The following is a 23,557-nucleotide window of genomic DNA, read 5'->3' on the forward strand; positions in this document are numbered from 1 at the left end:
CGTCCGGGTGACGCATGGGGCGTGCGCTCGTGGCCACCCGCAATTCTGCGGGGGCGGGCAGAGGGTTTTCGGGAGACTGACTGATGATTTTGACCGAGTTGACCACGGTGCCTGCGGCGGCGCTTCCGGTGGTCGAGTTCAAGGCGCATCTGCGGATGGGCACGGGATTTTCCGACGAGGGGTCGGAGGACGGGCTGCTGGAGACGCTGCTGCGGGCCGCGATGGCGGCGGTGGAGGCCTGGACCGGGAAGGTGCTGCTGGCGCGGGAGTTCCGGTGGGTGCTGGCGCATTGGCGCGGGACGGATGCGATGGCGCTGCCGGTGGCGCCGGTGAGCGCGATCACCTCCGTGAAGACGGTGGATCTGCTGGATTGGGAGAGCCTCGTGGCGCCCGCGAAGTACCGGCTGGAGCCCGACACCCACCGCCCCCACATCCGGGCCACGGGAACCACCTTTCCGGCGGTGCCGAAGGGCGGGACCATCGTGATCGAGTTCGGGGCCGGGTTTGGCGCCGCTTGGAGCGATATTCCGCCCGATCTGGCGCAGGCGGTGCTGCTGCTGGCGGGGCACTACTACGACTACCGCCACGAGGCGCGGCCCGGCGAAGGGGTCATTCCCTACGGCGTGTCGGCGCTGATCGAACGCTGGCGCTCGATCCGCATCACCGGGGCAAGACGATGAGCGTGGTGCCGGTGCTGAACCGAAAGCTGGTGCTCGAAACCCCGGAGCGCCTGCCCGATGGCTCGGGCGGGTGGAGCCAGAGCTGGGCCGAGCTGGGCCAGCTTTGGGCGGAGGTGAAATCGGGCAGCGGGCGGGAGCGGGCGGACGAGTTCCTGACGGTCTCTTCGGTGCCCTACCGGATCACGGTGCGCGCCGCCCCGCCGGGGGCGACGAGCCGCCCGAGGCCGGAACAGCGGTTCAGGGAGGGGGCGCGGATCTATCGCATTCTGGCGGTGGCCGAGCGCGATGCGCGGGGCCGCTACCTGACCTGCTATGCCCGCGAGGAGGTGTCGGCATGAGTTACGGAGCATCTGCGGCGCTACAGGCCGCGCTCTACCAGCACCTTGCCGCGGATCCGGGCGTTTCGGCGCTGGTGGGCAGCGACATCTACGATGCCGCCCCGCCGGGCGCGCCGCCGGGAACCTATGTGAGCCTCGGGCCGGAGGAGGTGCTGTCGCGCTGCGACTGCACCGGCGAGGCCGCGCTGCACCGGTTCACGGTGAGCGTTGTCAGCGATGCGGCGGGCTTCGGTGCCGCCAAGCAGATCGCGGGCGCCATCAGCGACGCGATGCTGGGGGCCGATCTGTCCCTCAGCCGGGGCCGGCTGGTGAGCCTCAAGTTCGAACGTGCCCGTGCCCGCCGAGTGGGCGAGGGCAACCAACGCCGTATTGATCTGCGCTTCGCGGCCTGGATCGACGACTGACCTTTCATCCTGAAGGAGAACGCAAATGGCTGCCCAGAATGGCAAAGACCTTTTGATAAAGATGGACATGACCGGCAGCGGCCTGTTCGAGACCGTCGCCGGGCTGCGCGCGACGCGGGTGAGTTTCAACACCGAGAGCGTGGATGTGACCTCGCTCGAAAGCCAGGGCGGGTGGCGCGAGCTGCTGGCCGGGGCGGGGGTGAAGAGCGCCAATATCAGCGGCTCGGGCGTGTTCCGGGACGAGGCGAGCGACGAGCGGGCGCGGCAGATCTTCTTTGACGGGGAGACGCCGGAGTTTCAGGTCATCATCCCCGACTTCGGCGTGGTGGAGGGGGCGTTTCAGATTACCTCGGTCGAATACGCGGGCAGCCACGATGGCGAGGCGACCTATGAGCTGGCGCTGGCTTCGGCGGGTGCGCTGAGCTTCACGGCGATCTGAGGATGGCGAACCCATGGACCGGGGAGGCGGTGCTGGTGCTCGATGGCGCCGAGCACCGCTGCAAGCTGACGCTCGGCGCGCTGGCCGAGCTGGAGGCGGCGCTGGAGACGGGAACGCTGATGGAGCTGGTCGAGCGCTTCGAGGGCGGGCGGTTCAGCACGCGGGACGTGCTGGCGCTGCTGGTGGCCGGGCTCAGGGGCGGGGGCTGGCAGGGCCGCGCCGCCGACCTGCTGACCGTGGAGATCGGCGGCGGCCCCGTGGAGGCCGCGCGGGTGGCCGCCGAGCTGCTCGCCCGCGCCTTCGCGCTGCCCAAGGGCGCGTGAATGGACTGGGCCGGGCTGCTGCGCCGGGGCCTTCTGGAGCTGCGGCTGAAGCCGGCGGAGTTCTGGGCGCTGACCCCGGTGGAACTGATGGTGATGCTGGGGCTGGAGCAGGCCGCCCCGCCGCTGACACGGGCGCGGCTGGCCGAACTGGCCGCCGCCTTCCCCGACAAACCGAAGGATTGATCCGATGGCAGACTACGACGGGGCCGAGGCCCTCGAGACGCAGGTGGACGCGCTGGAGACCGCCTTTGGCGGCGCGGCGCAGATGGTGGCCGCTTTCGACAGCGAGTTGATGCGGATGCAGGCGAGCCTGACGGTGACGCAGGCCAATGTCGGCCAGCTTTCGAGCCAGATCGGGCGGGGTCTGCGCAAGGCCTTCGACGGGCTGGTGTTTGACGGGATGCGGCTTTCGGAGGCGCTGCGCACGGTTGCGGAGGCGATGGTGAATGCCACCTACAACGCCGCGATGAAGCCGATCACCGACCATTTCGGCGGGCTGATTGGCAATGGGCTGGAAAACTTCATCACCGGCGGCCTCGCCTTCGAGAAGGGCGGGGCCTTCAGCCAGGGGCGGGTGCAGCCCTTTGCCAAGGGTGGGGTGGTGAGCCAGCCCACGATGTTTCCGATGCGGGGCGGGCGCGGGCTGATGGGCGAGGCGGGGCCGGAGGCGATCATGCCGCTGGCACGGGGCGCGGACGGCTCGCTGGGGGTGCGCACGCAGGGCGGCGGACGGCCGGTGAACCTGGTGATGAACATCTCGACCCCGGATGTGAAGGGCTTCGAGCGCAGCCGCGCGCAGGTGGCCGCGCAGATGAGCCGGGTGCTGGCGCAGGGCCAGCGCAACCGCTGAGGCGGGCAGGACAGCAATTGGAAGGATGACGTGATGGGATTTCATGAGGTGCGGTTTCCGGCCAGCCTGAGCTTTGGCTCGGTGGGCGGCCCGGAGCGGCGGACCGAGATCGTGACGCTGGCCAATGGCTTTGAGGAGCGCAACACGCCCTGGGCCCATTCGCGCCGCCGCTACGACGCGGGGCTGGGGATGCGCTCGCTCGACGACATCGAAACGCTGCTGGCTTTCTTCGAGGCGCGACGTGGCCAGCTCTACGGGTTTCGCTGGAAGGACTGGTCGGACTTCAAGACCGGTGCCGCCAGCGCCACCCCGGATTGGCAGGACGAGGTAATCGGCACCGGTGACGGGGTGACGAAGAGGTTTCAGCTTTCGAAAACCTATCGCTCGGGCGATGCGAGCTACACCCGGCCCATCACCAAGCCGGTGTTCGGCAGCGTCACGGCGGGGATCGAGGGGACGTATTACCAGGAGGGGGTGCATTTCGAGGTCGATCTGGCTGCTGGCACGGTGACCTTCGAGGATGCGCCCTCGATCGGCTTTGCGGTGACGGCGGGCTTTGAGTTCGACGTGCCGGTGCGCTTTGACACCGACAGGATCCAGACCTCGGTGGCGAGCTTCAAGGCGGGCGATGTGCCCACGGTGCCGGTGGTGGAGCTGCGCCTGTGAGCGGGGCGGGGCCGGAGGCGGCGGCGCTTCATGCGCATCTGGGCGGCGGCATTACCACGGTGTGCCGCTGCTGGAGCGTGACGCGGGCCGATGGCCGGGTGTTGGGCTTTACCGATCACGACGCCGGGCTTTCGTTCGACGGGCTGGAGTTCAGGGCGAACACCGGGCTGACGGCCAAGGCGCTGGTGCAGGGCACCGGGCTTTCGGTCGACAACACCGAGGCGCTCGGGGCGCTGATGAGCGAGGCGATCACCGAGACGGACATTCTGGCCGGGCGCTATGACGGGGCCGAGGTGAAAGCCTGGATGGTGAACTGGGCCGATCCCGGCGCGCGGCTGCTGCTGTTTCGCGGCACGATCGGCGAGGTGAGCCGGGCGAACGGGGCTTTCGAGGCCGAGCTGCGGGGGCTGACCGAGGCGCTCAACCAGCCGCAGGGGCGGGTGTATCAGCCGCAATGCAGCGCGGTGCTGGGCGACGGGATGTGCCGGTTCGATCTGGGCGCCGCGGGCTACAGTGCCGAGGTGGCGGTGCAGGCGGTGGAGGGGGGCCGTGTATTTGGCTTTGCCGACACGGCAGAGTTCGATCTGCGCTGGTTCGAGCGCGGCCGCCTGCGGGTGATGAGCGGGCAGGCCGAGGGGCTGGTGGGGCTGATCAAGAATGACCGGCTCACCAACGAGGGCCGCGAGGTGGAACTCTGGGAGCAACTCCCGGCGCAGATCGCGGCTGGCGACATGGTGCGGCTGGAGGCGGGCTGTGACAAGCGCGCGGCCACCTGCCGGCTGAAGTTCGACAACTTCCTGAATTTTCGCGGTTTTCCGCACATCCCCGGCGAGGACTGGATGATGAAGTATCCCAAGCGCGGGGAAGGCAACAGCGGGGAGAGCCGCCATGGCGCGACGCCTTCCGCTTTGCCGTGGTTCTGAGATGGAAGTGCAGCGACGAGAGGCGATCGTGGCGGCGGCACGTGGCTGGATCGGCACGCCCTATCGGCATCAGGCGTCGTGCAGGGGGGCGGGCTGCGATTGCCTCGGCCTGTTGCGGGGAGTGTGGCGCGAGCTCTGGGGCCGCGAGCCGGAGGCCGTGCCGGCCTACAGCCGCGACTGGTCGGAGGCCGCGCGGGAAGAGGCGCTATGGGCGGCGGCCCGGCGACACCTGCGCGAAAAGCCGCTGCGGGCGCCGGAAGCGCCCGGCGATGTGGTGCTCTTCCGGATGCGGGAGGGCGCGGTGGCCAAGCACCTGGGCCTTCAGGCGCGGGTGGGCGAGGCCGCGAGTTTCATTCACGCCTATTCGGGGCACGGGGTGGTGGAAAGCGCCTTTACCCGCCCCTGGGCGCGTCGGGTGGCGGCGCGATTTGAATTTCCCGAGGGGGTCTGCTGATGGCGACGATTTTACTTTCGGCGGCGGGAGCCGCGCTTGGATCCTCCTTGGGAGGCACCTTTCTGGGCCTGTCGGGGGCGGTTATCGGCCGTGCCGTGGGCGCGACCCTCGGCCGGGTGATCGACCAGCGGCTGATGGGGCAGGGCAGCCAGGTTGTGGAGGCTGGCAAGGTCGAGCGCTTTCGCGTCACCGGGGCCAGCGAGGGCGCGCCGATCGGGCAGGTTTTCGGGCGGATGCGTGTGGGCGGCCAAGTGATCTGGGCGACCCAGTTCAAGGAGCATGTGAGCGAAGAGAGCACCGGCGGGAAAGGGGCGCCCAAGGGGCCGACGGTGCGCAGCTATTCTTACTCCATCAGCCTTGCGGTGGCGCTCTGCGAAGGTGAGATCAGCCGGGTTGGCCGGGTGTGGGCCGATGGGGTGGAGATTGCGCCGGATGATCTGACCATGCGGGTCTACGCGGGCACCGAAGACCAGCTGCCCGACCCCAAGATGGAGGCCGTGGAAGGCGCTGGGCAGGTGCCTTCTTATCGCGGGCTGGCCTATGTGGTGATCGAGGATCTGCAACTGGGCGAGTTCGGCAACCGGGTGCCGCAGCTGTCGTTCGAGGTGGTGCGTCCGGTGAGCGCCGAGGTCGACACGCCGGAGGCCCGTAGCCTGAGCCGCGTGGTGAAGGCGGTGGCGCTGGTGCCGGGCACGGGCGAATACGCGCTGGCCACCACGCCGGTGCATTATGACTTCGGGCAGGGCCACAGCCAGTCGGCCAACGTCAACAGCCCCAGTGGCAAGACCGATTTTGCGGTGTCTCTGGAGACCCTCGGCGACGAGCTGCCCGCCTGCGGTTCGGTTTCGCTGGTGGTGAGCTGGTTTGGCAGCGACCTGCGCTGTGGCAGCTGCGAAGTGCGCCCCAAAGTGGAGCAGGCCATCCATGACGGCAAGCCGATGCCCTGGCGGGTGAGCGGCCTCTCGCGCGGTGCGGCCGGGCAGACCCCGCGAGATGCGGAGGATCGCCCGATCTATGGCGGGACGCCTGCGGACGCGGCTGTGCTCGAGGCGATTGCAGCGATGAAGGCGGCGGGGCAGGAGGTTGTCTTCTATCCGTTCATTCTGATGGACCAGCTCGAGGGGAACGGGCTGCCCGATCCCTGGAGCGGCGCCTCCGACCAGCCGAAACTGCCGTGGCGGGGGCGGATCACCCAATCCATCGCCGCAGGCCGGGATGGCTCGCCCGATGGCACGGCGGCGGCGGAGGCAGAGGTGGCGGCCTTCTTCGGCACGGCTTCGGCGGGCGACTTTTTGGTGGCTGGTGGGGTGGTGAGCTATGGGGGCCCCGAGGAGTGGTCGTTCCGGCGGTTCATTCTGCACTATGCGCATCTCTGCGCGGCGGCAGGGGGCGTGGAGGCCTTCTGCCTTGGCTCCGAGATGCGCGGCCTGACCCAGATCCGGGGCGCGAGCGGCTTTCCGGCGGTGGCGGAAATGCGGGCGCTTGCGGCGGAGTTGCGGGGCATTCTGGGGGCGGGCTGCAAGATCGGCTATGCCGCCGATTGGAGCGAATACTTTGGCTACCATCCGCAGGACGGCTCGGGCAATGTCTATTTTCACCTCGATCCGCTCTGGGCCGATGCCAACATAGATTTCATCGGGATCGACAACTACATGCCGATCTCGGACTGGCGCGATGGTGAAAGCCATGCCGACGCCGGGGCCGGGGCGATTTATGACCTCGATTACCTGAAGGGCAATGTTGCGGGCGGCGAGGGCTATGATTGGTATTACGCCCATGACGCCGCGCGAAAGGCCCAGATCCGCACGCCGATCACGGATGAGGCGCATGGCGAGCCTTGGATCTATCGCTACAAGGACCTGAAGAGCTGGTGGCAGAACGTGCATCACGAGCGGATCGGGGGCCAGCGACAGGCTGCGCCGACCGATTGGTTGCCCGAGGCCAAGCCGATCTGGTTTACCGAACTGGGCTGCGCGGCGATCGACAAGGGCACCAACCAGCCCAACAAATTCCTCGATGCGAAGAGCTCGGAAAGCGGGCTGCCGCATTTTTCGGACGGCACCCGCGACGACCTGATTCAGGCGCAATACCTGCGGGCGGTGGCGGCGCATTTCGACGAGGTAGGCAACAATCCGGTGTCGGCCACATATGGCGGGCCGATGGTGGACATGAGCCGCGCCCATGTCTGGGCCTGGGATGCGCGGCCCTTTCCCTATTTTCCGGCGGCGCTCGAGGTGTGGAGTGATGGCGACAACTACGCGCGCGGGCATTGGCTGAACGGGCGGGTGACGAGCGAGGCGCTTCCGGCCGTTGTGGCCGAGCTGTGCTTGCGCTCGGGCCTGTCGCTGGAGGCGCTCGACCTTCGCAGGCTCTTCGGGTTGGTTCGCGGCTATACGGTGAGCGATCTGCAAGGTGCCCGGGCGGCGCTACAACCGCTGATGCTGGCCTTTGGGTTTGATGCCGTGGAGCGGGAGGGAACCCTGCGGTTTGCCAGCCGCACAGGGCTGACGGGCGGGCAGATCAGCCGCGACACGCTTGCTGTGACCGATGATCTGGATGCCGATATTACCCTGCTGCGTGCGCCGGCGGCGGAGACGGCGGGCAAGGTGCGGTTGAACTACGTCGAGAACAACGGCGCCTACGAGGTGCGGGCCGCAGAAGCGATCTTTCCCGACGAGGTGAGCTACGCGGTGGCGCAGTCTGAACTGCCGCTGGCGCTCACGAAGTCGGAGGCGCAGGGCATCGTAGAGCGCTGGCTTGCGGAGAGCCGGGTGGCGCGGGATACGGCGCGGTTTGCCCTGCCGCCGTCGATGCTCTCGATCGGGGCGGGCGATGTGATCACGCTGCCGACGGAAGACCGGATGGCGGATTACCGGGTGGACAAGGTGGAGCAGGCGGGCAGCCAGATCATCGACGCGGTGCGCGTCGAGCCAAGTGTCTACACGCCCAGCGATGCCATAGAAGATCCGGCGACCCTTGTACCCTTCGTGCCGCCGCTGCCGGTCTACCCGCTGTTCCTCGACCTGCCGTTGATGACCGGCGACGAGGTGCCCCATGCCCCGCATGTTGCCGCCTCGGCGGTGCCTTGGCCCGGGTCGGTCGCGGTTTATGCGTCGGCCACGGGTGCGGAGTATGAGTTGAACCGGCTGATCTCGGCGCGGGCCACCATCGGCGAGACGGAAACAGTGTTGGTTGCCGGTCGCCCCGGGCAGTGGGAGCGGGGGGAACCGTTGCGGGTGCGGCTCGCGGCGGGCGTGCTTTCCTCTGCCAGCGAGGCGCAGGTGTTTGCCGGGCGCAATGCGATGGCGATCGGGGATGGCAGCGCGGGCAATTGGGAGATCTTCCAGTTTGCCACGGCGGAGCTGGTGGCGGAGCGCACCTATGAGGTGAGCGCGCGGCTCAGGGGGCAGCTTGGCACGGATGGGTTGATGCCGCAGGCGTGGCCCGTTGGTAGCCAGGTGGTGCTGCTTGACGGCAACCTCACCCAGATCGAGCTGGCCAGCGCCGCCCGCCGTCTTTCCCGCACCTATCGCATCGGCCCCGCAGGGCGTGCCTTCAGCGATCCGTCCTACGTGGAACGGCAGGAGGCCTTCGACGGCAATGGGCTTAGGCCCTACGCGCCGGTGCATATCACCGGGCGCCGCGATGAGACCGGCGACCTGCAGATCACTTGGGTGCGCAGGACGCGGATCGACGGTGACGGATGGGATGTGCCGGAGGTGCCGCTTGGGGAGGCGAGTGAGGCCTATGTGGTGCGGGTGGTGCAGGGCGGCGCGGTGATCCGCGAAACGACCGTGAGCAGCCCGGGCTGGACCTATGGGGCGGCGGTGCAATCGGGCGACGGGGTGACCGGCGCCTTTGAACTTCATGTCGCGCAGATCTCCGAGCGCTTCGGGCCGGGACTTTTTGGAAAGGGTGAGATCAATGGATGAGACCACGCAGTTGAAACTGCCGCTGCTTCAGGCCAGCCAGGCGCAGAAGCACGTGACGGTGAATGCCGCCTTGATGCGGCTCGACGGGCTGGCACAGCTGAGGTTGCAATCGGCGAGCACCACCACGCCGCCAGGTGCGGTGGTGGACGGTGAATGCTGGTTCGTGCCCTCCGGTGCGGTCAACGCATGGGCCGGGCAGGGCGGACAGGTTGCCATTGGCGACAATGGCGGCTGGGTCTTTGTTGCGCCGCAGGTCGGTTGGCGGGCCTGGATCATCGACACGGCGACGGACGCGCTTTGGGACGGCTCTGCTTGGCAACCGCCACTGATGGCCGCCAGCCCTTCGGGGGCGGCGTCAAAGATGCAGGTGCTCGAGTTCGATCATGTGATTGCTGCGGGGTCGAGTGACACCACGGCGGTTCAGGTGCCGGCCAATGCGATGGTCTTTGCGGTGTCGGCGCGTGTCATCACCGCGATCACCGGCACTTTGAGCAGCTGGACCTTCGGCATCAGTGGTTCGGAAAGCCAGTTTGGGTCGGGGCTCGGACTTGGGCAGGGCTCCTATTGCACCGGCCTGCTGGGCGCGCCCACCACATGGTATTCGGCAAATGCGCTCAAGCTCACGGCAACTGGAGGGGATTTTGCTGGTGGCGAGATCCGGGTTGCCGCGCATTTCTTCTCCATCGACCTGCCCAACCTCTGATGCGTCCGCTTCACCACAGCGATATCTGCGAAGTTGCGCGCGTGCTCTTGCCATTGCTGCCGGAGGAGCGTGCGCAGGCGGTGGAGCGGTTCATTGCCTTTGCCGATGCGGCGGATCGCCATCGCCAGACGACGGGGCGGCTGCATCGGCTCTGGGGTGACGGCACGCTTGGTGCGGCGGTGGCCCGCCAGCCCCGGGCATTGGCCCGCAGTTTCGAGGATTTCGACTATGCGCAATGTTGGGCGCTGGTGCTTGAGGCGGTGATCCGGTTCAGGACCGGCCGGGAGCTGATGCCCTGAACGTCAGCCCCTCGCGCAGGAGATGCAGAGGGCGACGGATGGGTCCTGATCTAGGCGGGCGGGCGCGATCTCTTCTCCGCAGTCGGTGCAATAGCCGAACTCGCCTTCGTCCAGCCGCGCGAGGGCTGCCCTGACGCGGCGTTCTTCCGCCGACCTCAACCGGCTGGCCGCCTGTGCCATCGCTTGCGACTGCAGAGCATCCATCCGGCTCAGACGCCCGACGGCCTGCTGGTCGAGCGTGACAACTTTCTTGCCGTCGCGCCCCAGTGCCTCGCCCTCCGCGAGATCCGTCAGCCGCGCGGCCAGCCTCTCCCGAAACTTCTGTTGCCCTGCCTCATCCATCACGATGCCTTTAACCTTTCATGACCCTTTGCAATTGGCCACTGGGGCCTATCTGGGCTAAAAGGCTAGCAGCACGTGCAAGGACAAGACCATGGCCCAGACCAAGAGCAAGCTGACCGAGGTTGATCCCGTTTGGGATCGGATCATTCGTGAAGGCGAGGAGGCAATTGCCGACGAGCCGCTTCTGGGCGGTCTCATGCACTCCTGTATTCTGCACCACAAGTCGATGGAGCAGGCGCTGGCGTTTCGCGTTTCGATGAAGCTCGCTTCGGGGGAGATGTCGGAACAGTTGCTGCGCGAGATTGCCGACGAGGCCTATGCCTCCGATCCGCTGATCGGCCAGGCCGCCCGTGCGGACCTTGTGGCGGTCTATGAGCGCGACCCGGCCTGCCATCGGTTCATCCAGCCCTTGATGTACTTCAAGGGCTACCAGGCCATTCAGGCCTATCGCGTCGGCCATTGGCTTTGGGAGCAGGGCCGCAAGGACATGGCCTATTTCTTCCAGATGCGGGTGTCGGAAACCTTTGGTGTCGATATCCACCCGGCCTGCCGGGTCGGCAAGGGGATCTTCCTCGACCATGCCCACTCCATCGTGTTCGGCGAAACCGCCGTGGTGGGGGATAACGTGTCGATCCTGCATTCGGTCACGCTGGGCGGAACCGGCAAGGAAGATGAAGACCGCCACCCCAAGATTGGCGACGGCGTGCTGATCGGGGCCGGGGCCAAGGTGCTGGGCAACATCAAGGTGGGGTGCTGCTCGCGTATTGCCGCAGGCTCTGTTGTGCTGCATGACGTACCGCCCGAGAGCACGGTGGCGGGTGTGCCTGCAAAGATCGTTGGCAAGGCAGGTTGCTCACAGCCGTCGGTGTCGATGAACCAGCTTCTTGGCGGCGCTGACTAACAGAGCTTACAGCATCAGAAGCAAGAAGGGCCGCTCTTGAGCGGCCCTTTTCGTGTTCTGCGGTGACGCTCAGGCGAGCATGACCATCGGGTTCTCGAGGTTCTCGGCCAGCGCCTTGAGGAACTCGGCCCCGAGCGCGCCGTCGATCACACGGTGGTCGACCGAAAGCGTCACACTCATCACCGTGGCCACGGTCAGCTCGCCATCCATCCCGACGACTGGTTTTTTCACGCCAGCCCCGACCGCGAGGATCGCGCCATGGGGCGGGTTGATGACGGCATCGAAGTTGTCGATCCCGAACATGCCGAGGTTGGAGATGGCGAAGGTGCCGCCCTGGTACTCATGAGGCGCGAGCTTGCGATCACGGGCGCGGGCCGCGAGATCCTTCATCTCGGCAGAGAGGGCCGAGAGCGACTTGGTGTCGGCATCCTTGAGCACGGGAGTGAACAGCCCGCCCTCGATCGCCACGGCCACGGCCACATCCGAGGGCTTGAGCTTCAGCACCCGGTCACCGGCCCAGACGGCGTTGCAATCCGGCACGGCCTGAAGTGCAAGCGCGCAGGCCTTGATGATGAAATCGTTCACGCTGAGCTTCACGGCCCGGCCTTCCAGCTGCTTGTTCAGCTGGCTGCGGAACTTCAGCAGCGCATCAAGCTGGATGTCACGCCGCAGGTAGAAATGCGGGATCGTCTGCTTGGCCTCGGTGAGGCGGGCGGCAATGGTCTTGCGCATCCCGTCGAGCTTGACCTCTTCGTACTCGCGGCCCTCGTACATCTTGATGACGGCCTCGGTGGAAGGGCCGGCTGGGGCGGCGGCGGCTGCCGCGGCAGGGGCCTTGGCGGCTTCGGCAGCGGGCGCGGCACCGGGCTTGGCGCTTTCCACGTCGGCCTTCACGATGCGGCCATGGGGGCCGGAGCCCTTGATGGCGGCAAGGTCGATGCCCTTGTCCTTGGCGATCCGGCGGGCCAGCGGAGAGGCAAAGACCCGCTCGCCGTCCTTCGATGGCGCAGCAGGGGCCGCAGATGCAGCCGGAGCGGCGTCCTTCGGCTTGTCCTCTGCCTTGGGTCCGGAAGATGCAGGGGCGGGCGCGGAGCCGCCTTCCTTGATGTCATCGGCGCTTTCGCCTTCTTCGAGCAGCACCGCGATGGGCGTGTTCACAGCCACGCCTTCAGTGCCTTCCTCGATCAGGATCTTGCCGATCACACCTTCATCGACGGCTTCGAACTCCATCGTGGCCTTGTCGGTCTCGATCTCGGCAAGCAGATCACCGGAAGAGACGGTATCTCCCTCTTTTACCAGCCATTTCGCAAGAGTGCCTTGCTCCATGGTGGGCGAGAGGGCGGGCATCAGTACTTCGGTGGGCATGGCTCAGGCCTCCCTCTCAAGCTGGATCATGTTGTAAGGCGCGTCCGGCGATTGGCCGGAGGTCAGCGCAGTCATGGCTTCGGTCAAGTCGTGGCTCATCGCGGCGGCCCATTCCTCCGCCTGGGCGGCGGAGTAATCGGCGTTGATCTCGCGGGCGAGCAGGGCGCTGGGCACCAGCGCGCGGGCCGGGCCAAGCCCGATCCGCAGCCCGCCGGGGCCGGTTCCGAGTATGTCGATCTGGCTCATCACTCCCCCCTTAGCGATAGGTCACTTTTTTCACCGCCTCGATCACCTCGTCGGTGGTGACGAGCGCGAGCTTCTCGAGATTTGCGGCATAGGGCATCGGCACGTCCTTGCCGGTGCAGTTGATGACCGGCGCGTCGAGATAGTCGAACGCCTCCTGCATCAGCACCGAGGAGATGTGGTTGCCGATCGAGCAGACCGGGAAACCCTCTTCGATGGTCACGCAGCGGTTGGTCTTCATCACCGATTTGATCACGGTGCCGGTGTCCATCGGGCGCAGGGTGCGCAGGTCGATCACCTCGGCGGAAATTCCGTCTTCCGCAAGTTTATCAGCGGCTTCGAGCGCATACTGCATGCCGATGCCGAAACTGACCAGGGTCACATCGGTGCCTTCGCGCCAGATCTTTGCCTTGCCGAAGGGAATGGTGAAGTCGTCCAGCTTGGGCACGTCGAAGGAGCGGCCGTAGAGGATTTCGTTCTCGAGGAAGACCACCGGGTTGGGGTCGCGGATGGCTGTTTTCATCAGGCCCTTCGCGTCGGCGGCGGAGTAGGGCATGACAACCTTCAGGCCCGGGATCTGCGCATACCAGGCCGCGTAGTCGTGGCTGTGCTGGGCGCCCACGCGGGCGGCGGCGCCGTTGGGGCCGCGGAACACCATGGGTGCGCCCATCTGGCCGCCGGACATGTAGAGCGTTTTCGCGGCCGAGTTGATGATCTGGTCGATCGCCTGCATGGCGAAGTTGAAGGTCATGAACTCGACGATCGGACGAAGCCCGCCGAAGGCGGCGCCGACGGCGATGCCGGCAAAGCCGTGCTCGGTGATCGGCGTGTCGATCACCCGCTTGGCGCCGAACTCGTCGAGCAGGCCTTGGGATACCTTGTAGGCACCCTGATACTCGGCCACCTCTTCGCCCATGAGGTAGACGCCCTCATCGGCGCGCATCTCTTCGGCCATGGCGTCGCGCAGCGCTTCGCGTACGGTGGTCTGCACCATCTCGGTGCCCTCGGGCCAATCGGGCGAGGCGTCGACCTCGGGGGCCTTGGGGGCCGCGGCTGCTGCCGGGGCAGGGGCCGCATTAGACGCCTCCGGGGCCTCTTCGGCCTTGGGCGCAGAGGCGCTTTCGGCGGCGGAGGCATCTTCACCCTCTTCGAGGATCACGGCGATAGGGGTGTTTACCTTCACCCCTTCGGTGCCCTCTTCGATGAGGATCTTGCCGATGGTGCCCTCATCGACGGCTTCGAATTCCATCGTCGCCTTGTCGGTTTCGATCTCGGCCAGGATATCGCCGGACGACACGGTGTCGCCCTCCTTCACCAGCCATTTTGCAAGCGTGCCTTCCTCCATCGTCGGGGAGAGCGCGGGCATGAGCAGTTCTGTTGCCATTGTCGTTCTCCCCCTCAGGCTTCCTGCGGCGCCACGTCGGCGTAAATGTCGGTCCAGAGCTCTTCGAGCGCGGGTTCGGGGCTCTCCTTCGAGAATTCGGCGGCCTCGTTCACGATGTTCTTGGTCTCCTTGTCGATGGCCTTGAGGTCCTCTTCGGAGGCGTGCTTGCCTTCGAGCAGCATGGCGCGAACCCGCTCGATGGGATCGCGCTCCTCGCGCATCTTCTGCACCTCTTCGCGGGTGCGATACTTGGCCGGGTCACTCATGGAGTGGCCGCGGTAACGGTATGTTTTCACTTCCAGAATATAGGGGCCTTCGCCCGCGCGGCAGTGCGCCACGGCCTTTTCGCCCGCGGCCTTGACGGCCAGCACATCCATGCCGTCGACGATCTCGCCGGGGATGCCGAAGGGGCCGCCGCGGGTGTGGATGTCTTCGGTGGAGGTGGAGCGGTTCTGCGAGGTGCCCATGGCGTACTGGTTGTTCTCGATCACGAAGATCACCGGCAGCTTCCAGAGGGCGGCCATGTTGAAGGTCTCGTAGACCTGGCCCTGGTTGGCGGCGCCGTCTCCGAAGTAGGTGAAGGTGACGCGGCCGTTTTCGTTGTACTTGTCGGCAAAGGCGAGGCCCGCCCCGAGGGGCACCTGCGCGCCGACGATGCCGTGGCCGCCGTAGAAATGCTTCTCTTTCGAGAACATGTGCATCGAGCCGCCCTTGCCCTTGGAGTAGCCGCCTTCGCGGCCCGTCAGCTCGGCCATCACACCCTTGGGGTCCATGCCGCAGGCCAGCATGTGGCCGTGGTCGCGGTAGGAGGTGATGCGCTTGTCGCCCTCTTCGGCGGCGGCTTCGAGCCCGACGACAACGGCTTCCTGGCCGATGTAGAGGTGGCAGAACCCGCCGATGAGGCCCATGCCGTAAAGCTGGCCGGCCTTTTCTTCGAACCGGCGGATGAGCAGCATGTCCCGGTAGTAGGCGAGCAACTCGTCCTTGGACGTGTTGGATTTTGCGGGTGTCTTTCTGGTGGTCTTACGAGCCGCCATCGCAGCCTCTCCTCCCCGAGTCTTGAAAAGTAGTTTAACGTTGAACCATGTATTAGCACCGCCCTTGCGGGGATGCACATGAAAATTTCAGGGCAGGGAGGGGCGGCAGGTTTCTGCTTCGTTACCAGAAGGTTAACGGCGCGTGCGCCAGAACGCGCGGTCGAGCGCGGGCGCGGGCGCAATGCTGCGGTGCAGAGAGGGTGGGGTCAGCGGATGACGATCTCGTCGGCGCGGATCAGGCCCAGAACGTCGCGCGCCTGCTGGTCGAGCAGGTCGAGATCGAGGTAGTCGTCCGACATGCGGTGGGTCTTGTTGCGCAGCACCGCGACCTCGACCTTCAGCTTTTCGCGCTCGGCCTTCAGCTCGCTCGCCTCGGCCTCGATTTCGATCCGCCGGAACAGGCCGTAATCGCCCTGAACCGCTGCGAAGGTGAAATAGAGCCCGAGCGACAGGGTAACGGCGAAATAGATCACCACTCCAAATGCCGGACGTCTGCGGGAAACTGCCATGCCGTTGTTGTGCCTCGTTTGCGCGGGCCTCTTTGCGGGCCTCGTCGAAACAATTTTGCACGAAACGTTGGCCAAGTGAATCCCTTTCTGCCCCGGCAGAAGGAAATTAGCCCATATCCTGTGGCAAATTCGTTAACAGCGCGGCCCGTCGCCTGCGGCGCGCCGCGCTTGGGCTCTCAGCCCGCGACCGACGCGGCGTGGATCGAGGTGATGGCCTCGCCGATGGTGGTGTTGAATGCGGTGTCGGACTGCCCGTCGCCCAAGCCTTCTGTCAGCGCGCGGGAGAAGCTGGCGACCATGCCGGTGTTCTGCGCCAGCCGGGTGTTGGCCTCGTCGCGCGAATAGCCGCCCGACAGCGCCACAACCTTGAGCACCCGGGGATGGTCGATCAGGGGCTTGTAGATGTTGGCCTGCTCGGGAAGCGTGAGCTTGAGCATGATGTCGGTGGTGCCGGGCAGGGTATCGAGCCGCTTTGTGATCTCGTCCAGCAGCATGGCCTCGGCTTCGGCCTTGTCGGGGGCATTGATGTTGATCTCGGGCTCGAGGATCGGCACCAGGCCGTGCTCGACCACCTGCGCCCCGAGTTCGAACTGCTGGGCCACGTTGGCGGCGATCCCCTCGGCGTTGGCGGCATGGATCACCGAGCGCTCCTTGGTACCGAAAACGCCCTTTTCGACGGCGCGGGTCAGCAGATCGGAGAGGCCGGGGATCGGCTTCATGAGCTGGACGCCATTGGCCTCTTCTTCCAGCCCCTTGTCGATTTTCAGGAAGGGCACCACGCCGCGTTCTTCCCAGAGAAACTGGGCCGAGGGCTTGCCCGAGATGTCGCGGTCCATGGTCTTTTCGAACAGGATCGCGCCGATCACCTTGTCGCCGGTGAAGGCGGGGGAGGTGGCGATGCGGGCGCGCATCTGGTGGATCAGGTCGAACATCTCCTCGTCGGACGCATAGCGGCTTTCGTCGATGCCATAGAGCTTGAGCGCCTTGGGGGTGGAGCCGCCCGACTGGTCGAGTGCGGCGATGAAGCCCTGACCTGCGGCGATCTTCTGTTTCTGCTCGGCGTTCGGCATGATGTTCCCCGTGTTGTCTGAGTCATGGTCTGACCGTTGCGCAGAGGGATAGCCGGGGCTGCGGGGGAGTGCAAAGGTGGTTGCGCTAACGAAGGGCGCGGGCGCGCTTTCGGGACGTCACCCTCGGGCTTGACCCGAGGGTCTCTCGGCCAGAGATCCTCGGGTCAAGCCCGAGGATGACGCTGAGAGCCTCAGCCGTCGAGGGCCGCCACGCCGGGCAGGGGCTTGCCTTCCATCCATTCAAGGAAGGCGCCGCCCGCGGTGGAGATATAGGTGAACTGGTAGCTGGCCTTGGCGTTGTTCAGCGCGGCCACGGTGTCGCCCCCGCCGGCCACGGTGATCAGCTCGCCCCGGTCGGTCAGCGCCCCGGCCTGGCGCGCGGCGGCGTAGGTGGCCGCGCCGAAGGGCATGATTTCGAAGGCGCCGAGCGGGCCGTTCCATATGACGGTTTCGCAACTGTCGAAGATTTCGCAGATGTTGGCGACGGTCTTGGGGCCTGCATCGAGGATCATGCCCTCGCTCGGACACTCTTGAGCGGGGTAGACCTTGTGGGGCGCGCGGGCCTTGAACTCCTCGGCCACCACCACATCCACGGGCAGGTGGATCGTGCAGCCCGAGCCCTTGGCCTTCTCCAGAATTTCCAGCGCGGTATCGGCCATCTCGGCCTCGGCCAGCGACTGGCCGATCTCGTGGCCCTGGGCGAGCAGGAAGGTGTTGGCCATGCCGCCGCCGATGATGAGGTGATCGACCTTGTCGAGCAGGTTGGAGAGCAGGGTGATCTTGGTAGAGACCTTGGCCCCGCCGACGACGGCGGCCACGGGGCGGATCGGGTCGCCAAGCGCGCCTTCCAGCGCCTCCAGCTCTTCCTGCATGTTGCGGCCGGCACAGGAGGGCAGCAGGTGGGCGACGCCCTCGGTGGAGGCGTGGGCGCGGTGGGCGGCGGAGAAGGCATCGTTGCAGTAGATGTCGCCGAGGGCGGCAAGCTCCTTGGCGAACTCCGGATCGTTGGCCTCTTCGCCGGGGAAGAAGCGCATGTTTTCAAGCAGAAGCACCTGGCCCTCGGAGAGCGTGGCCACGGCGGCATCCCAGCCGCCCTCGGCGAAGGCGACCTTGCGGCCGAGCGCTTCGGAAAGGGCGGGCACCACGATTTCGAGCGACATCTCGGGCACCACCTTGCCCTTGGGCCGCCCGAAGTGGGCCAGCAGGATCGGCTTGCCGCCCTTGGCCAGAATGTCCTGCACGGTGGGTACGATGCGGTCGATGCGGGTGGTGTCCGTCACCTTGCCGTCTTCGACCGGCACGTTGATATCGACCCGCACCAGCACGCGCTTGCCCTTCAGGTCCATGTCATCAAGGGTTTTCCAGGGCATCGCCACCTCCATCTGTTGCCCCGTTCTCGCCGGTTTGATCGCAGGCGTCAACGCGCCCCTTTCCCTTTGAAGCCGCGCCGCATAGGGTGCGCGCGACTTTGAATATGAGGAGGCGCGCATGGCCGAGATCAAAGACCCCGAAAACACCATCCTGATCGAACTCGAGGGCGGGACCGTCACCATCGAGCTGCTGCCCGATGTGGCGCCCCAGCACAGTGCCCGGATGAAGGAGCTGGCGCGCGCCGGTTCCTATGACAACGTGGTGTTCCACCGCGTGATCGAAGGCTTCATGGCGCAGACCGGCGACGTGGCCCACGGCAAGGCCGGTGGCGACACGCGGCGGGCCGGGACGGGGGGCAGCGATCTGCCGAATGTGCCTGCCGAGTTCAACAAGCTGCCCTTCGACAGGGGCGTCATTGGCGCCGCCCGCAGCCAGAACCCCGACAGCGCGAACAGCCAGTTTTTCATTTGTTTTGATGATGTTCACTTCCTCAATGGCAATTACACGGTCTATGGCCGGGTGATCGACGGGATGGAGCATGTGGATGCGATCCCGCGCGGCGAGCCGCCTGCGAACCCGGGTGTGATGAAGAGCGTGAAGGTGGCCGCAGATGTCTGACAGCCGGGTCTTTGCGGGCGGCATCTTTGCCGTTGGGCTGGCCTTTCTGGCGGCCTTCTTCCTGTTCACCAACGGCACGGTGAGCGAGGCCTCGGCGGCGGAAGACACCGCCGGGCCGAACCTTGTGATCACGGTGGCCGGCAAGGGCGATGTGGTGATCGACCTGCGCCCCGACCTCGCGCCGCTGCATGTGGAGCGGATCGTGGCGCTGGCGAAGGCCGGGGCCTATGACGGCGTGGTGTTTCATCGGGTGATCGAGGACTTCATGGCGCAGACCGGCGATGTGCAGTTCGGCAAGGGGCCTGACCTGAGCCGCGCCGGCACCGGTGGCTCGGATCTGCCTGATCTGCCTGCGGAATTCTCCGATGCGCCCTATGAGCGCGGCACCGTGGGCATGGCCCGCACCGCCCAGCCCAACAGCGCCAACAGCCAGTTTTTCATCACCTTCGCCGCGGCGGGGCATCTGGATGGGAGCTACACGGTTGTGGGCAATGTCATCGAGGGGATGGAGGTGGTCGATCAGATCACCCTCGGCATGCCGGGGAGCGGCGTTGTCACCAATGAGCCGGACGTCATGGAGCGCGTGACCGTTCAAGAGTGAAATAAACCCTGCGTGAGCGGGGTTTGTGAGATCTGGAGCCCATGGCATCCTTGTCCCCTCAGAGGGGGAGGGTGCCATGGGTTTTCTTTTGCGGGCAGTGGTTTGTGCGGTTTTCTGGGCCGGGTGCGCAGCGGCCGATCCGGGGTTCTGGAAGCACGAGTGGCCGCGCACGGATTTTTCGCGCACGAGTCTTGAAAGCTGGGTCGAGATCCTTTCGGGCGGGCCGGGGAAGGACGGGATTCCGGCGATCAGCGGGCCGGATTTCAGGGCCGTCAAAGGGGCCGGACTTTCGGCGCGGGAGCCTGTGATCACGGTGGAGATCGGGGGCAGGGCGCGGGCCTATCCGCTGCGTTACCTGATCTGGCATGAGATCGTGAACGACGAGATGGGCGGCGTGCCGATTGCCGTAACCTATTGTCCGCTCTGCAATTCTGCACTGGTCTTCGACCGCAGGCTGGGCGGGCGGGTGCTGGAGTTTGGCGTGACGGGCAAGCTGCGGCACTCGGATATGGTGATGTACGACCGCCAGACCGAGAGCTGGTGGCAGCAGGCCCTGGGGGTGGGGATCGTCGGGGCGCTGACGGGGCGGGAATTGCGGCAGGTGCCGAGCTGGATGGAGAGCTGGGAGAGCTTTGCGCAGCGCCATCCCAAAGGGCAGGTGATGGCCGAGCCGCGCCACAATCGGCCCTATGGGCGCAACCCCTACGAGGGCTATGACAGCTCGAAAAAGCCCTTTCTTTTCAATGGAGAAATGCCGCCGCACGGGGTGCCGCCGCTGGTGCGTGTGGTGCGCGTGGGCACGCGGGCCTGGCCCTTGCCGCGGGTGGCGCAGGCGGGCGAGATCCGCGAGGCGGGGGTGGTCATTTCATGGGCGGCCGGACAGGCCAGCGCGCTGGACGATGCGGCGATCTCGAAGGGGCGCGACGTGGGCAATATCCGGGTGCGCGATGGCAAGGGCCGGGACGTGGCGCATGACCTGATGTTCGCCTTTGCCTTTCATGCGTTTTATCCGCGAGGTCAGTGGATGATAGGGCAAACTCGTTGATATTTGGTGAGTGTGGAGAATTTACGCGCTTCGTCAATGGGTTATGTGGAGTTTGCAAAGTTTCTGCGGCGCAGAGCGGGATGGTAGGGGCGATCTGCCGGTGAGGCGGATTATCAAAGCAGTTTCAGGGGGATAGCGGGCGAACTTGTTGCAAATGGGGTAGCAAAATACCTGAGGCACATCCGGTACACATCCCGTACACATCCCGTGCATACGCGGAGTCAGAATTCGGGTGCTGCGGCTGCATTGCAAACTCCCGCTCATGGCGCGCAAGAGGCTTGACTTCACCCCCCTCCAGATATGAGTGTTGATATCAACATAGATGGAGGACTCACCATGACCACGGCCAAATCGACGATCTGCCTCTGGTACGACAGTGATGCCGAGGGGGCGGCGAATTTCTACGCCAAGACCTTCCCCGACAGCTCAGTGGATGCGGTGCACAAGGCACCGGGCGACTTTCCGGGCGGCACGAAGGGGCAGGTGCTGACGGTGCAGTTCACGGTGCTGGGCATTCCCTGCATCGGGCTGAACGGCGGGCCGGTCTTTACCCATTCGGAAGCGTTCTCGTTTCAGGTGGCGACGGACGACCAGGCGGAAACGGACCGCTACTGGGAGGCCATCGTGGGCAATGGCGGGCAGGAGAGCGCCTGCGGCTGGTGCAAGGACCGCTGGGGCCTGAACTGGCAGATCACGCCACGGGTGCTGACCGATGCCATGGCCGCGGGCGGCGCGGTGGCGGAGCGGGCCTTTGCGGCGATGATGGAGATGGGAAAGATCGACGTTGCGAAGATCGAGGCGGCGGTGAAGGGGTAGCGGGCGATGCGCGGCCCGGACCTATCCGCCCGAGCGATCGAGGCGGCCGGCAAACTCGGCCAGAAGGCTGTTGAAGCGGGCGGGCTCCTCCCAGAAGGGCGCGTGGCCGGAGGCTTCGAAGACATGGGGCTCGGCATGGGCGAATTCGGCGGCGCATTCCTCGAAGATCGGGCGCGGCATGACCCGTTCATGGGCGCCCCAGACCACGAGGCAGGGGTGTGCCGTGGCACGGGCGGCCGGGCGATAATCGGCGTGGCGCTGGCGCGAGGCGGCGCGAATCCCGGGCGGGCACATCATGTTGAAGCCCATCATCAGGGCGAAATCCTCGGGCGTGGGCTGCTGGTGGAAGCAGGCGTGGAGGAAGGCCTCGGTGGCGGTGAGGTTCTCGCCCAGGTCGGGCGAGAGCATGCCCCTGGCCACGACGGCGGAATCGCCGGCGCGCAGGGCGCGGGCCTCTTCGGGGATGAACTTGCCCGAGGTCGGCCCGGTGCCGATCATCGCGGTGCCGCTCAAGGCCGCATCGCCGTGCAGCGCGAGGTAGTCGCAGAGCGCCTTGCCGCCCATCGACCAGCCGAGCAACAGCGGGCGGGTGAGGCCGAGGCTGTCGATCACCGCCGCGATGTCGCCGCCCCATGGCTCGGAGCCCTCGTAGGCCGCCGCATCGGTCGGCTTGCCCGAGGCGCCGTGCCCGCGCAGATCGAATCCCACCATGCGGAACCGCGACAGCTCGGGCGCGGCGAACTGGCGGGCGAAGGAGAGGTGCGACTGCGACCAGCCATGCACGAAGAGGAGCGGCGGCCCGTCGGGGGCGCCATACTCCGACACGGCGAGTTCGATGCCGCCGTGTCCGGCGATGCGATGGCTGGCGAAAGGGGCTGGAAGGGTGGTCATGCGGCGCATTTGTCAGCAGATGCATGACGGGCGCAAGAATTTTTCCGCAGGGCTCTGGACGGAGCGGTTCACTTTGCTAGGTATGCCGCAACGCCGCGGTGCAGAAACTGCGCGGACTGCACTCTGAAAGGATACGTGATGCCAAAGGCCGAGGGACTTTTCCGCTCTGCGCTCATACTCGGGCTGATGTCGATGGTCGGCCCCTTCGCGATCGACATGTACCTGCCGGCAATGCCCGATATCGGCGCCGCGCTCGGGGTCAGCGAAGCGGCGATGGGGGCCACGATCATTGGCTATTTCATCGCTTTCGGCCTTGCGCAGCTGGTCTATGGCCCCTGGGCGGACCAGGCCGGGCGGCGGATGCCGGTGTATTTCGGCCTCGGGGTGTTTGCGATCGGCTCGGTGGGCGCGGCGATGGCGGGAAGCCTTGAGGCGCTGGTGGTCTGGCGCTTCGTGCAGGGGCTCGGCGGGGCGGCCGTGATGGTGGTGCCGCGCGCGATCATCCGCGATCTGCACACCGGCCCGGAAGCCACGCGGATGATGGCGCTGATCATGCTGGTGATCTCGGTATCGCCCATGCTGGCGCCTCTGGCGGGCTCGGGCGTGGCCGCCCTCGCGGGCTGGCGCGCGATCTTCTGGGTGCTGGCCGTGGCCGCCCTGGCCTGCGTGACGCTGATGCATTTTGCCCTGCCCGAAACGCTTCCGCCCGAGCGCCGGGTGAAGGTGAACGTGGCCGCCCTGACCCGCGTGGCGGGCATGCTGGTGCGCGATGGCAAGTTCATGGGGCTGACCTTTGTGGGCGGGCTCGGGATGGCGAGCTTCTTCGTGTTCATCTCGCTGGCGCCCTATGTGTATACTCAGGAGTTCGGCCTCAGCCCGACCGGTTTTTCGCTGGCATTTGCCGTAAATGCCGCCGGTTTCTTCGGCGCCAGCCAGGCCGCCGGCCCGCTGGCCGACCGGCTCGGGCTGACCCGGGTGGTGCTGGCCGGGGCGAGTGGCTTTGGCCTTGCGACGGCGGCGCTCTTCGCGGTGGTGGCGAGCGGGGGCGGCAGCCTCGTGGTGGTGATGGCGGGGCTGTTCATCGGCAACGCCTTCCTCGGCCTCGTGATCCCGACGACCATGGTGATGGCGCTGGACGATCATGGCGACAACGCCGGCATGGCCTCGAGCCTCGGGGGCACCCTGCAGATGGTGGCCGGCGGCGTGGCGGTGGCGATTGCCGGGCCGTTCCACGACGGCACCGCGGTGCCGATGGTGGGCGCGATCGCGGCTTGCGGCCTGTCGGCGGCGGCGCTGGCATGGGTGGTTCTGGCGCGGGTGCGCCAGACCGCCTGAGCCAAGGTTTTCCGGGTC

At 66.4% G+C, this 23,557-nt stretch carries 28 protein-coding genes; 19 read left to right on the top strand and 9 right to left on the bottom strand.

Annotated elements, in window-relative coordinates; all coding sequences use genetic code 11:
- The first annotated feature begins 83 nt into the window (after positions 1 to 83).
- Genes GTH22_RS04055 through GTH22_RS04115 form a run of 13 tightly spaced genes read left to right on the top strand, consistent with a single transcriptional unit; the run spans position 84 to position 10,011 of the window.
- The gene (locus GTH22_RS04055; protein WP_252943379.1) at positions 84 to 680 is read left to right on the top strand and encodes a hypothetical protein; all 597 of its coding nucleotides are present in this window, start codon (positions 84 to 86) and stop codon (positions 678 to 680) included.
- Positions 677 to 1,018 carry a head-tail adaptor protein gene (locus tag GTH22_RS04060; RefSeq protein ID WP_252943381.1) on the top strand — a complete coding sequence of 114 codons (342 nt, stop codon included), beginning with the start codon at positions 677 to 679 and terminating at the stop codon, positions 1,016 to 1,018. Before GTH22_RS04055 ends, GTH22_RS04060 begins: the two co-directional genes overlap by 4 nt.
- Positions 1,015 to 1,422: a DUF3168 domain-containing protein gene (locus GTH22_RS04065; RefSeq protein ID WP_252943383.1), complete on the top strand. Its 408-nt coding sequence runs from the start codon at positions 1,015 to 1,017 to the stop codon at positions 1,420 to 1,422. Before GTH22_RS04060 ends, GTH22_RS04065 begins: the two co-directional genes overlap by 4 nt.
- Before the next feature lie 25 nt (positions 1,423 to 1,447).
- Positions 1,448 to 1,861: a phage major tail protein, TP901-1 family gene (locus GTH22_RS04070; protein WP_252943386.1), complete on the top strand. Its 414-nt coding sequence runs from the start codon at positions 1,448 to 1,450 to the stop codon at positions 1,859 to 1,861.
- A 2-nt stretch (positions 1,862 to 1,863) separates the two neighbouring features.
- Positions 1,864 to 2,184, top strand: a complete 321-nt coding sequence (locus GTH22_RS04075) for a gene transfer agent family protein (protein WP_252943389.1) — start codon at positions 1,864 to 1,866, stop codon at positions 2,182 to 2,184.
- Positions 2,185 to 2,367 carry a phage tail assembly chaperone gene (locus GTH22_RS04080; protein ID WP_252943391.1) on the top strand — a complete coding sequence of 61 codons (183 nt, stop codon included), beginning with the start codon at positions 2,185 to 2,187 and terminating at the stop codon, positions 2,365 to 2,367. It begins immediately after the preceding gene.
- 4 nt (positions 2,368 to 2,371) lie between these two features.
- Positions 2,372 to 3,034, top strand: a complete 663-nt coding sequence (locus GTH22_RS04085) for a phage tail tape measure protein (protein ID WP_252943392.1) — start codon at positions 2,372 to 2,374, stop codon at positions 3,032 to 3,034.
- A gap of 33 nt (positions 3,035 to 3,067) precedes the next feature.
- Entirely contained in the window at positions 3,068 to 3,700 is a 633-nt protein-coding gene (locus tag GTH22_RS04090) for a DUF2460 domain-containing protein (RefSeq protein WP_252943394.1), read from the top strand.
- Positions 3,697 to 4,623 (top strand): DUF2163 domain-containing protein, encoded by a 927-nt coding sequence (locus tag GTH22_RS04095; protein WP_252943396.1) that lies wholly within the window; start codon positions 3,697 to 3,699, stop codon positions 4,621 to 4,623. The genes GTH22_RS04090 and GTH22_RS04095 overlap by 4 nt, the downstream gene beginning before the upstream one ends.
- A 1-nt stretch (position 4,624) precedes the next feature.
- A complete protein-coding gene (locus GTH22_RS04100; protein ID WP_252943399.1) occupies positions 4,625 to 5,077 on the top strand; it encodes an NlpC/P60 family protein in 453 nt (150 codons plus the stop codon).
- On the top strand, positions 5,077 to 9,009 hold the full coding sequence (locus tag GTH22_RS04105) for a glycoside hydrolase/phage tail family protein (protein WP_252943401.1): 3,933 nt from the start codon (positions 5,077 to 5,079) through the stop codon (positions 9,007 to 9,009). The genes GTH22_RS04100 and GTH22_RS04105 overlap by 1 nt, the downstream gene beginning before the upstream one ends.
- Complete coding sequence (locus tag GTH22_RS04110; RefSeq protein WP_252943404.1) at positions 9,002 to 9,712, top strand: DUF2793 domain-containing protein; 711 nt, start codon at positions 9,002 to 9,004, stop codon at positions 9,710 to 9,712. Before GTH22_RS04105 ends, GTH22_RS04110 begins: the two co-directional genes overlap by 8 nt.
- Positions 9,712 to 10,011: a hypothetical protein gene (locus tag GTH22_RS04115; RefSeq protein WP_252943406.1), complete on the top strand. Its 300-nt coding sequence runs from the start codon at positions 9,712 to 9,714 to the stop codon at positions 10,009 to 10,011. Before GTH22_RS04110 ends, GTH22_RS04115 begins: the two co-directional genes overlap by 1 nt.
- A gap of 3 nt (positions 10,012 to 10,014) precedes the next feature.
- Here the strand turns inward: GTH22_RS04115 and GTH22_RS04120 are convergent, their stop codons facing one another.
- Positions 10,015 to 10,353, bottom strand: coding sequence for a TraR/DksA C4-type zinc finger protein (locus GTH22_RS04120; protein WP_252943409.1), 339 nt, complete (start codon positions 10,351 to 10,353; stop codon positions 10,015 to 10,017).
- Positions 10,354 to 10,444: 91 nt separating this feature from the next.
- On the opposite strand from GTH22_RS04120, the gene cysE reads away from it, so the two are divergent.
- Entirely contained in the window at positions 10,445 to 11,254 is an 810-nt protein-coding gene (gene cysE / locus GTH22_RS04125) for a serine O-acetyltransferase (RefSeq protein ID WP_252943411.1), read from the top strand.
- 69 nt (positions 11,255 to 11,323) lie between these two features.
- Here the strand turns inward: cysE and GTH22_RS04130 are convergent, their stop codons facing one another.
- The 7 genes from GTH22_RS04130 to pgk form a co-directional block, all read right to left on the bottom strand.
- Positions 11,324 to 12,619 (bottom strand): pyruvate dehydrogenase complex dihydrolipoamide acetyltransferase, encoded by a 1,296-nt coding sequence (locus GTH22_RS04130; protein ID WP_252943413.1) that lies wholly within the window; start codon positions 12,617 to 12,619, stop codon positions 11,324 to 11,326.
- 3 nt (positions 12,620 to 12,622) lie between these two features.
- On the bottom strand, positions 12,623 to 12,865 hold the full coding sequence (locus tag GTH22_RS04135; RefSeq protein ID WP_252943416.1) for a hypothetical protein: 243 nt from the start codon (positions 12,863 to 12,865) through the stop codon (positions 12,623 to 12,625).
- A gap of 10 nt (positions 12,866 to 12,875) precedes the next feature.
- Entirely contained in the window at positions 12,876 to 14,246 is a 1,371-nt protein-coding gene (locus tag GTH22_RS04140; RefSeq protein WP_252943418.1) for a pyruvate dehydrogenase complex E1 component subunit beta, read from the bottom strand.
- A gap of 14 nt (positions 14,247 to 14,260) precedes the next feature.
- Positions 14,261 to 15,283: a pyruvate dehydrogenase (acetyl-transferring) E1 component subunit alpha gene (pdhA, locus tag GTH22_RS04145; protein WP_252943420.1), complete on the bottom strand. Its 1,023-nt coding sequence runs from the start codon at positions 15,281 to 15,283 to the stop codon at positions 14,261 to 14,263.
- 206 nt (positions 15,284 to 15,489) lie between these two features.
- Positions 15,490 to 15,792: a septum formation initiator family protein gene (locus GTH22_RS04150; RefSeq protein ID WP_252943422.1), complete on the bottom strand. Its 303-nt coding sequence runs from the start codon at positions 15,790 to 15,792 to the stop codon at positions 15,490 to 15,492.
- Between the two features lie 176 nt (positions 15,793 to 15,968).
- A complete protein-coding gene (locus tag GTH22_RS04155; protein ID WP_252943425.1) occupies positions 15,969 to 16,862 on the bottom strand; it encodes a fructose bisphosphate aldolase in 894 nt (297 codons plus the stop codon).
- A 191-nt stretch (positions 16,863 to 17,053) separates the two neighbouring features.
- Positions 17,054 to 18,232: a phosphoglycerate kinase gene (gene pgk, locus GTH22_RS04160; protein ID WP_252943427.1), complete on the bottom strand. Its 1,179-nt coding sequence runs from the start codon at positions 18,230 to 18,232 to the stop codon at positions 17,054 to 17,056.
- 118 nt (positions 18,233 to 18,350) lie between these two features.
- Between pgk and GTH22_RS04165 the strand changes: the two genes are divergently transcribed.
- From GTH22_RS04165 to GTH22_RS04180, 4 genes are all read left to right on the top strand, one after another.
- Positions 18,351 to 18,851, top strand: coding sequence for a peptidylprolyl isomerase (locus tag GTH22_RS04165; protein ID WP_252943429.1), 501 nt, complete (start codon positions 18,351 to 18,353; stop codon positions 18,849 to 18,851).
- Positions 18,844 to 19,452: a peptidylprolyl isomerase gene (locus GTH22_RS04170; protein WP_252943430.1), complete on the top strand. Its 609-nt coding sequence runs from the start codon at positions 18,844 to 18,846 to the stop codon at positions 19,450 to 19,452. Before GTH22_RS04165 ends, GTH22_RS04170 begins: the two co-directional genes overlap by 8 nt.
- Positions 19,453 to 19,528: 76 nt before the next feature.
- Positions 19,529 to 20,497 (top strand): DUF3179 domain-containing protein, encoded by a 969-nt coding sequence (locus GTH22_RS04175; RefSeq protein WP_252943431.1) that lies wholly within the window; start codon positions 19,529 to 19,531, stop codon positions 20,495 to 20,497.
- 336 nt (positions 20,498 to 20,833) lie between these two features.
- On the top strand, positions 20,834 to 21,313 hold the full coding sequence (locus GTH22_RS04180) for a VOC family protein (protein WP_252943432.1): 480 nt from the start codon (positions 20,834 to 20,836) through the stop codon (positions 21,311 to 21,313).
- 21 nt (positions 21,314 to 21,334) lie between these two features.
- On the opposite strand, the gene GTH22_RS04185 is transcribed toward GTH22_RS04180, so the two are convergent.
- Positions 21,335 to 22,204: an alpha/beta fold hydrolase gene (locus GTH22_RS04185; RefSeq protein WP_252943433.1), complete on the bottom strand. Its 870-nt coding sequence runs from the start codon at positions 22,202 to 22,204 to the stop codon at positions 21,335 to 21,337.
- 138 nt (positions 22,205 to 22,342) lie between these two features.
- Between GTH22_RS04185 and GTH22_RS04190 the strand changes: the two genes are divergently transcribed.
- The gene (locus GTH22_RS04190; protein ID WP_252943434.1) at positions 22,343 to 23,539 is read left to right on the top strand and encodes a multidrug effflux MFS transporter; all 1,197 of its coding nucleotides are present in this window, start codon (positions 22,343 to 22,345) and stop codon (positions 23,537 to 23,539) included.
- The last annotated feature ends 18 nt before the right edge of the window (positions 23,540 to 23,557 follow it).

Origin of the sequence: Oceanicola sp. 502str15 (assembly GCF_024105635.1) — a bacterium.
Lineage (GTDB): Bacteria > Pseudomonadota > Alphaproteobacteria > Rhodobacterales > Rhodobacteraceae > Vannielia.